This window comes from Thermodesulfobacterium hveragerdense DSM 12571 (assembly GCF_000423845.1).
Lineage (GTDB): Bacteria > Desulfobacterota > Thermodesulfobacteria > Thermodesulfobacteriales > Thermodesulfobacteriaceae > Thermodesulfobacterium > Thermodesulfobacterium hveragerdense.
Map to the genome: position 1 here is coordinate 39,678 of NZ_AUIT01000014.1, position 6,432 is coordinate 46,109.

The 6,432-nt window shown below is 38.5% G+C and carries 10 protein-coding genes; 3 read left to right on the forward strand and 7 right to left on the reverse strand.

Translation table 11 applies throughout. The annotated features are described in order from the left end of the window. Genes G580_RS0105950 through G580_RS0105970 form a run of 5 tightly spaced genes read right to left on the reverse strand, consistent with a single transcriptional unit; the run spans position 1 to position 5,167 of the window. Complete coding sequence (locus G580_RS0105950) at positions 1–759, reverse strand: ATP-binding protein (RefSeq protein WP_028841430.1); 759 nt, start codon at positions 757–759, stop codon at positions 1–3. Position 760: 1 nt separating this feature from the next. Beyond that, complete coding sequence (gene cimA / locus G580_RS0105955) at positions 761–2,347, reverse strand: citramalate synthase (protein WP_028841431.1); 1,587 nt, start codon at positions 2,345–2,347, stop codon at positions 761–763. 5 nt (positions 2,348–2,352) lie between these two features. After that, positions 2,353–3,615, reverse strand: a complete 1,263-nt coding sequence (locus G580_RS0105960) for an aspartate kinase (protein WP_028841432.1) — start codon at positions 3,613–3,615, stop codon at positions 2,353–2,355. A gap of 3 nt (positions 3,616–3,618) precedes the next feature. Further along, positions 3,619–3,915 carry a J domain-containing protein gene (locus G580_RS0105965; RefSeq protein WP_028841433.1) on the reverse strand — a complete coding sequence of 99 codons (297 nt, stop codon included), beginning with the start codon at positions 3,913–3,915 and terminating at the stop codon, positions 3,619–3,621. A 46-nt stretch (positions 3,916–3,961) separates the two neighbouring features. Beyond that, entirely contained in the window at positions 3,962–5,167 is a 1,206-nt protein-coding gene (locus tag G580_RS0105970; protein ID WP_028841434.1) for an ArsB/NhaD family transporter, read from the reverse strand. 192 nt (positions 5,168–5,359) lie between these two features. Here G580_RS0105970 and G580_RS11470 point away from each other — a divergent pair, with 192 nt between their 5' ends. Genes G580_RS11470 through G580_RS0105980 form a run of 3 tightly spaced genes read left to right on the forward strand, consistent with a single transcriptional unit; the run spans position 5,360 to position 6,000 of the window. Beyond that, positions 5,360–5,512: a hypothetical protein gene (locus G580_RS11470; RefSeq protein ID WP_156874797.1), complete on the forward strand. Its 153-nt coding sequence runs from the start codon at positions 5,360–5,362 to the stop codon at positions 5,510–5,512. Beyond that, the gene (locus G580_RS11850; protein ID WP_281168583.1) at positions 5,509–5,631 is read left to right on the forward strand and encodes a hypothetical protein; all 123 of its coding nucleotides are present in this window, start codon (positions 5,509–5,511) and stop codon (positions 5,629–5,631) included. Before G580_RS11470 ends, G580_RS11850 begins: the two co-directional genes overlap by 4 nt. 15 nt (positions 5,632–5,646) lie before the next feature. After that, positions 5,647–6,000: a hypothetical protein gene (locus G580_RS0105980; protein ID WP_156874798.1), complete on the forward strand. Its 354-nt coding sequence runs from the start codon at positions 5,647–5,649 to the stop codon at positions 5,998–6,000. On the opposite strand, the gene G580_RS11970 is transcribed toward G580_RS0105980, so the two are convergent. Both G580_RS11970 and G580_RS10200 read right to left on the reverse strand, forming a co-directional pair. After that, positions 5,989–6,111: an integrase core domain-containing protein gene (locus tag G580_RS11970; RefSeq protein ID WP_083960818.1), complete on the reverse strand. Its 123-nt coding sequence runs from the start codon at positions 6,109–6,111 to the stop codon at positions 5,989–5,991. The genes G580_RS0105980 and G580_RS11970 overlap by 12 nt on opposite strands. Before the next feature lie 50 nt (positions 6,112–6,161). Continuing rightward, on the reverse strand, positions 6,162–6,432 hold a 271-nt coding region (locus G580_RS10200; RefSeq protein ID WP_156874799.1), incomplete at its 5' end, for an integrase catalytic domain-containing protein.

Consider the following 6,432-nt stretch of genomic DNA (forward strand, 5'->3'; position numbering starts at 1 on the left):
TCAGTGCTCCCAGAGGTTATCAAAAATTTTGTAGGCTTGGTTTTTAAAATTTTGATCCCATTCAAAAACAGGATAAGAATTTAACTCATATTCAATCAAAGTATTTGTTTCTGGCAAAAATCCTAATAGCCTAATTTGAGGATCTTTTATGTTTTTTTTAACCAATTCTTCTATCTCTTCTTCCATGTTGGTTGACGCTTTGTTTATTAATAACCAGATTTTTTTTGCTTCAACCTTAAGAGATTGCACCAACTTCCAAATCCTTTCGGCTGTAAGTATTCCTCGGGGATTTGGGTCTGAAACGATGATAAGATGGTCCATTTGAGTTAGGTTTAACCTGGAAAGATGCTCCATGCCTGCTTCGTTGTCTATAACCACGTATGGATAGTTTTTAAACAACCTGCCTAAAGCTTGCGAAAGAAAAGAGTGTATAGGACAATAACAACCTGCTTGTTCAGGATAACCCATTACTAAAAGGTCAAAGCCTGGGTTTTCTATTAAAATTTCGTTTATTTTCATCTCAACAAATTCATGACGAGACATAAACTCAGGTACTTTATGAGCAAGCACCTCTTCTCTTATTTCACTTAACGTCTTAAAACTCTTAATTCCTAAGAGTTCGTTTAGGTTGTAATTAGGGTCTGCATCTACGGCTAAAAGGGGAGTAAAGTTTTTTTCTATCAAATAATTGATAAGCAAAGCACAGACGGTGGTTTTCCCTGTTCCTCCTTTACCTACCAGTGAAATTTTAATAGACATTTTATCTTTTTCTTTTGTCAAGGAAAAGTTTATAAGTATAGGAGTCTATCAAAGCTTGACAGCTTGCCTCTAAAATGTCTGTTGATACCCCGACAGTCCCCCACTTTTTGTCTTTACTTTTAGAAAGGATAAACACCCTCACCTTAGAGGAGGTACCAGGAAGTCCTGGAAGTACCCTTACTTTATAGTCTTCAAGCTCCATCTCTTTGATTTGAGGATAAAACCTTTCCAAGGCCTTTCTTAAGGCGTTGTCAAGGGCGTTAACAGGTCCATTGCCTAAGGCTGCAGTATGTTCTACTTCTCCTACTCCAGGTGGGACCCTTACGATCACTGTAGCTTCAGACTGAGCCTCTTGGTTGTGAGACTTTAGGTCAAGCACTTTGTAACTTAAAAGCTCAAAGTACTGTTTAGGCTCTCCCATCAAACGATAGATTAAAAGCTCTAAACTGGCTTCTGCAGCTTCAAACTCAAATCCATCTGCCTCTAATTTTTTGATTTCCTCTACTATTTTACTTAAAAGTGGACTATCTAATTCTAAGTCAATCCCAAGTTCTTTGGCTTTGTAGATGATGTTGCTTTTACCAGAAAGTTCTGAAACCAAGACTCTTCTGGTATTTCCCACAAGCACCGGGTCTATATGTTCATAAGTTGCAGGAGACTTTAAAACTGCAGAAACATGTACCCCTCCCTTATGGGCAAAAGCAGAGCGCCCTACAAAAGGAAGTCTTGAAGGATGAGAAAGGTTCGCCATTTCAAAGACATATTTAGAGACCTCTGTAAGTTTATAAAGCATTTCAGCACAGCTACAGCTATATCCCATCTTAAGAACTAAGTTAGGTATGATAGAGCAGAGGTTGGCGTTACCACACCTTTCTCCTATACCGTTTATCGTCCCTTGAACTTGGGTGGCCCCTAATCTTACAGCTTCTAAACTGTTGGCTACGGCACACTCAGAATCGTTATGAGCATGTATCCCAAAAACTAAATCCTCGCCTAATTCTTTTTTTACCTGGGTGATAATTTCTACAATCTCATGGGGTAGAGTACCTCCGTTGGTATCACAAAGAATTAAACAATCTGCCCCTGCTTCTTTTGCTTTTTTAAGAGTAGCTAAGGCATATTGAGGATCTGCTTTAAACCCATCAAAAAAGTGTTCCGCATCATAGAAAACCTTCTCTACCTGAGATTTAAGGTATTTGATAGAGTTAGAGATAAGCTCTAAGTTTTGGTCTAAAGAAATCTTTAAGGCTTCCTTTACGTGTATAGTCCAGGATTTACCAAAGATGGTAACTATAGGTACTTTCACCTGTAAAAGTTGTTTAAATATTTCGTCTGTTTCTGGAGATTTTTTAGGATGGTAAGTGCTTCCAAAGGCCGCTATCTTGGCATGTTTAAGATTATAGTCTTTTATCTCTTTAAAAAACTGAAAGTCTTTGGGGTTGGAACCAGGCCATCCCCCTTCTATGTAGTCTATCTTAAACTCATCAAGTTTAAGGGCTACCCTTATTTTGTCTTCTAAAGAAAAATTAACCTCTTCAGCTTGACTGCCGTCTCTTAAGGTAGTGTCGTATATTTCAACCCGTTTCATGGTGTTTATTTAGTTTTTTTAGGTCTTTTTTTAGGAGTTTTTTCCTCTTTTATATGCTCTTGGTCTAATTGAAAGGCCTCGTGTAAAGTTCTCACCGCAAGTTCGGTATATTTTTCGTCGATCACGCAGGAGATCTTGATTTCAGAGGTAGAAATCATCATAATATTAATACCATGTTTGGCCAAAGTTTCAAACATCTTGGTTGCTACCCCTGAATGGGTACGCATACCAGCTCCGACGATAGAAACTTTAGCGATTTTATCATCCCCTTCTACCCTTTCAGCCTTGAGTTTTTTAGCCACCTCCTTTACTATTTCTAAGGCTTGAGTATAGTCTGTTCTTGGGACAGTAAAAGTTATATCAGCTTTATTGTCAGGGTGTACAGTTTGAATGATCATGTCTACAATAATACCTTTCTCGCCTATAGGGCCAAAGATCTGAGCTGCAATGCCTGGTTTATCTGGAACCCCGTAGATGCTTATACGCGCTTCATTTCTACTATAGGTTATACCTGATACCACTACCTTTTCCATCTCTTCATCCTCCTCGGTTATTAAGGTTCCTTCTGCTTCTGTAAAACTTGATTTTACTACTAAATTTACTTTATAGATCATGGCTAATTCTACAGACCGCATTTCTAAAACCTTGGCCCCACTACTTGCCATCTCAAGCATCTCTTCATAGGATATTTTCTTAAGCTTACGGGCGTTACTCACTATACGTGGGTCAGCGGTGTATACACCTTCAACGTCTGTGTAAATCTCACAAAGGTCAGCCTTTAGTGCAGCAGCTAAAGCTACTGCAGTGGTATCAGAACCACCCCTTCCAAGTGTTGTTATATCTCCCTCTTCAGTAACTCCTTGAAACCCTGCTACTACTACGATTTTACCCTGGTTGAGTTCTTTTTTTAGTTTATCTACCCTGATGTCCTTTATTTTGGCTTTGGTAAAAAGGTTGGTGGTGTAGATAGGTATTTGGTAACCTAAGAAAGCTACCGCGTCAAACCCCATGCTTTGAAGGGTTATGGCCAGTAAAGAGGAAGTAACCTGTTCTCCTGTCGAAACCAAAAGGTCTAATTCCCTTAAAGGGGGAGTTGGGGTGATTTCTTTGGCTAAATTGATCAACCGGTCTGTTTCTCCTGCCATCGCAGAAACTACCACCACCAGGTCATGCCCTTCTCTTTTATACTTGATTACCCTCTCTGCTACTTTTTTAATCCTTTCTATGTTGGCTACCGAGGTACCACCGTATTTTTGAACTATTAACATATTTTACCTCCCTTTACCCCAGATAGGATCCTCTCCAAAATGTTCAAACCACCAATCCTCTGGATTAAGTATATTATCATTAGGTTCTAAATTTATCAAGTAATTATCACAATATTCCATAAGAAGGGTATAGGCTTCGTTTAATTTTTTTATCGTAGAATTATCTCCTCCAACGTCAGGATGGTGTTTTTTAACCAAACGATGGTAAGCCTCTTTGATTTCCCTTCTTGTAGTTTTTTTAGGTAGGTTTAAAATCCTTCTCGCTTCTTCAATTTTTTCCCATTTTTCTGTCCGACTCATATAAGACTATATTATTAAAAAATTGATTTTAAACAAGAGGTAAAAATCAAAATAAGCTTAAAATCACAAGTCCAACTAAAACGGACAGTAGGGTTACCGGAAGCCCGATTTTTAGGTATTCAAAAAAGCCAATCTTTACTTTTGGAGAGGCTCCTTCGATAACGATGATGTTAGCGATAGACCCAAGGATGGTTAAATTTCCTGCAAAAGTCGAGGACATCGCTAAGAAAAACCAGGCTTTTTCGTCGTTAAAGTAATTAACTATAAGGGGCTTAAAGATCAAAACCGCAGGAACGTTGCTTACAACGTTAGAAAGTAAGAGAGAAGAAAATACCAAAGATAGAGGGGCAGTTACTAACATCTGAAAATGTTCTACCAACCTATAAAAAACTACAGATTTTTCAACTCCTTTTATAACGATAAAAAGCCCTATAAAAAGGATTAAAAGTCTAAAGTCTATCAGGTTATACACCTTTTCAGGCTTAACCCTCCTGGTAATCAACAGAAAGGAACCTACACCTATAGAAACAATTTCCATAGGTACGTTTAAAAAGAAGAGAATTACTGTGATCAGGGCTACCAAAGAAGATTTTATAACCAAAGGCTTATTGTATCTATATTTTAAGGTTTCTTCGGGGGTTTTTACTGGTGAGGTTAAATCTTTTTTGTAAAACCAGTGGATTACCCCAGCACAGATAAAAAGTCCTGCTAAAGCTACTGGGAATAGATGAAAAAAGAATTTACTGTAGGAGATACCTGAAGCCGCTCCGATTATGATGTTTTGAGGGTTTCCTGTGATGGTACCTACACTACCTATGTTAGCTGACATGCAAAGGGCTAAAAGATAAGGTTTAGGGTTTAGGTTCATTTTTTTTGTTAACACAAGGATAAAAGGAGTAAAGATTAAACAAACCGTATCGTTTATAAAAAAAGCAGATAACATGCCTGAAGTAAAAATCAAAAGGTAAAGTAGTTTTGAAGGGTTTTGTACTCTTTGGGCTAAAAAAGATAACACAAGGTTAAAAAATCCAGATAACCTTAGGTTAGCGATCAAGATCATCATCCCAAAGAGGATTAAAATGGTTTTATAATCTATGGCTTCATAAGCTTCATATACAGATAAAACCCCAGAGATTACCATAAGAGAGGCACCTATGATAGCTGCTCCTGTGCGGTCAATCCTAAATAACGGAGGTTGTCCTATAGCCATCAATAAATATGTAAAGGAAAAAATAAGAAAGGCTGTATCCATGACCTTTTATAAAAAATTTTTAGATAATTTTGGTTATTATAGTCAAACTTAAGCCCTTTGCAACAACTTGAACCAGTCCCTAATTTGCCGATAAAAATTTCCTTTCATGTTTTTCCCATTTTCCAATCTGTCTAAACGATTTATAATATCACCCATTAGGTGAAAATTCCCTAAACCTAAGAGGATTTCGTTATGCCTCAAAACTCTCTTAACTTCAAAATACTTAGAACTAACGAAAACCTAACCTCTCGTTCAGGGCTTGCTTTTGTTGATGCCTTTACCTGGTTCAAACAGAGTTTACACCGCCTGGCAATATACAAGCAGAAAAAAAGACAGCCAAGATGACTTGCAAGAGATTTCGTGAATATAGACCCATGATTACGGCATTTAAAGAGATACCTTTGATAGTCTATCATGAGTTTAAGGAAGGCAATAGGCATGACGGACATGTAAGGGCGATATAAGCAGCTTTTGAGGTTTTGCCTGAGGGCAAGAGGATAGTGCATCCATCGCTTGATTCTGAGTATTACAGTTCTTCGGTGCTAAATTATTTGATGAAAAGAGGGGTAACATTTTGTATAGTAGCAGATTTAGACAGAGCGGTAAGGAAGGCGATAAAGAGGATAAGGGAATGGAGGCCATACAGGGATAGAGATGGGATAAAGACAGAAAGGGAGATAGGGGAGACGGTACATGTGATGAACAAAAGGGAGGGAGCGTTTAGGCTTGTGGTGTTGAGGCAGAAGAAAAAGCAGCTGGATTTATTTAGTGATGAGGAGTATTTTTTGAGATGTCCCCATCTTGAGACACCTTTTATGTCACTACTCCTCTGAAACATGCCACACCTCCATTGGTGCCCTATATTCAAGAGCTGAATGAGGACGCTGCTTGTTGTAGTTCTCCACCCACTTCTTCACTATTTCCCGAACTTCTTCAAGGCTCACAAATTTCTACCTATCAAGCAATTCCTCCCTCATGCTCCGATGAAAACTCTCTATATGCCCATGTGAAAAGGTTGCCCCGGCGGTATCACTTCTTCCTCAATCCTCCACTTCTTAATCACCCTGCTAAACTCCTTCTCCCTAAACTCAAGCCCATCATCCCGCCTAAAAATCCTCGGTGACCCATAAATCTCACAAAGCCTGTCCAAATACTCAGCAACTGTTCTCCCAGTCAGTGAATAATCAACCAGCGGCTCAAAGGCTCTTCGACTAAAAACATCTATCACGTTAAACAACCTGACTACCCTCCCAGAAACTAATCTA